We start from the raw sequence: 2203 nt of genomic DNA on the forward strand, positions 1-2203 counted from the left end.
CGGCCGCCGCGCGCATCGCCCCGGTCGCCGGGCGCGTCATCCGCGCCTATGGCGACGCTGCCGAGGCCGGGCCCGCCCGCGGCCAGACCATCCAGGCCGCGGCCGGCGCCCGCGTGGTCAGCCCCTGCCCCGGCCGCGCCGCGTTCAGCGGTCCTTTCCGAAGTTATGGCCTGCTGCTGATTGTCGAGTGCACCGACGGCCACCATGTGGTTCTGGCCGGGCTCGGCCGACTGGACGCGGCCACCGGGGCGCGCCTGCTGGCCGGCGAACCGGTCGGCGTGGTGGCCGAGGGCGAGGGCGGGCGCGGGCGCCTCTACCTCGAATTGCGGCGGGACGGGCAGGCGGTGGACCCGCGCGCCTGGCTCGGCGGCGGGCGGCCCGGGGCCGGATGAACGGTAACGGGTGCGTATCTGCGCGGATTGAGGCTGCACGCCGGCCCGTGATCCGCTGTATTGTTGGGACTCGCGCCGGGGGCTGGGTCCCGCGGCGGTGCGGAAGGAAGGATCTCTGATGCGGCGCAGGACCGGAACCATCGCGGCTGTCGGCGCCGCCTTCGTCGCAGGCGTCGTCATCGGCCCCATCATGGGTGCCGGCGCGCAGGAAGGCGGGCGGGCGGAAACCTACCGCCTGCTCAACCTGTTCGGTGATGTGTTCGAACGCATCCGCGCCGAATACGTGGAACCCGTGAACGACCGCGACGCCATCGAGAACGCCATCCAGGGCATGCTCTCGGGCCTCGACCCGCATTCGTCCTACATGAACCCGCGCATGTACCGCGACATGCAGGTGCAGACGCGCGGCGAGTTCGGCGGCCTCGGCATCGAGGTGTCGCAGGAAGGCGGCTACATCAAGGTCATCTCCCCGATCGACGAGACGCCGGCGGCGCGCGCGGGCGTGCGGCCGGGCGACCTCATCACGCATCTCAACGGCAATTCCGTGCAGGGGCTCAGCCTCCAGGAAGCGGTCGAGCAGATGCGCGGCGAACGCGGCACCGCCATCCGCATCACCATCCGCCGCGAAGGTGCGGAACGGCCGATCGAACTGTCGATCACGCGCGACGTCATCCGCCCGCAGGTGGTGCGCTTCCGCATGGAAGGCGGTGACATCGGCTATATCCGCCTGTCGTCCTTCAACGAACAGACCGAGGCCGCGCTGCGCCGCGCGATGCAGCAGCTGCGCCAGCAGGCCGGCGCCAACCTCAAGGGCATCGTGCTCGACCTGCGAAACAACCCGGGCGGGCTGCTCGACCAGGCGGTGCAGGTCTCGGACGACTTCCTCGAACAGGGGGAGATCGTCAGCACCCGCGCGCGCCGCCAGGAAGACGCGCAGCGCTGGAACGCGCGGGCGGGCGACATCGCCCAGGGCCTGCCCATCGTGGTGCTGATCAATGCCGGTTCGGCCTCCGCCAGCGAGATCGTCGCCGGCGCGCTGCAGGACCACCGCCGCGCCGTCGTCATGGGCGTGAAGTCCTTCGGCAAGGGCAGCGTGCAAACCGTCATGCCCATCCCGGGCAATGGCGCCATGCGCCTGACCACGGCGCGCTACTACACGCCGTCGGGGCGTTCGATCCAGGCGACCGGCATCGAGCCCGACATCGAGGTGCTGGCGACGCGCGAGGACGCGACGCAGCAGGCCGCCGCGCGCCGCGACCGCGAGGCCGACCTGCGCCGCGCGCTGCGCAACGACAATGCCGGCCAGCAGGCCCAGCAGCCGGCCCCGCCGTTGCCGCCGCTGAACCTTCCCGCCGGGCTGCTCGAACGCGTGCAGCGCCAGCCGGCCGAGGGCGCCGCCGCCTTCGACCCGACCAGGCCGGAGACCGACCACCAGCTCCAGCAGGCGCTCCAGCTGCTGCGCGGCATCGCCGCGGCGCCGAACCCGCAGCGCCGCGCGGCGCGCTGAGCCCGGACCGCCCGATGCGCGTGCCGGGCTGGCGGGCGCTTGGGCTGTTCTGGGCGGCGGTGGCGCTGGTCACCGGCGGCAGTGCCGCCTGGCTGGCCCAGCTCGGCCCGCCGGCGCGGGTCGCGCCGGGCATCGAGGCCACCGAAACACCCCCCGAAGGACCGCCGGCGGCCGGTGCGCCCGGCGCCGCTGCTGGCGCGCCCCCGGAATCGCCCGGCGCGGCGACAGCCGAAACGCCGGGCGGGCAGGGCACCGTCGCCACCGCCCCGGCCAGCCCGCCCGCCGCCACCCCGCCGGCCCAGCC

Annotated in this window: 2 protein-coding genes and 1 pseudogene; all 3 read left to right on the forward strand. The window is 74.0% G+C overall.

What is annotated here, in order from left to right:
• The coding region (locus LQ222_RS26105) for a murein hydrolase activator EnvC (protein WP_230169798.1) at positions 1 to 392 on the forward strand (392 nt) is incomplete at its 5' end.
• 118 nt (positions 393 to 510) lie between these two features.
• Positions 511 to 1899: a S41 family peptidase gene (locus tag LQ222_RS26110; protein WP_230169799.1), complete on the forward strand. Its 1389-nt coding sequence runs from the start codon at positions 511 to 513 to the stop codon at positions 1897 to 1899.
• Positions 1900 to 1913: 14 nt separating this feature from the next.
• Positions 1914 to 2203: pseudogene (locus tag LQ222_RS26115) on the forward strand (hypothetical protein); the annotation flags it as partial.

It is taken from the genome of Roseomonas sp. CECT 9278 (assembly GCF_918698155.1).
Classification (GTDB): Bacteria; Pseudomonadota; Alphaproteobacteria; order Acetobacterales; family Acetobacteraceae; genus Neoroseomonas.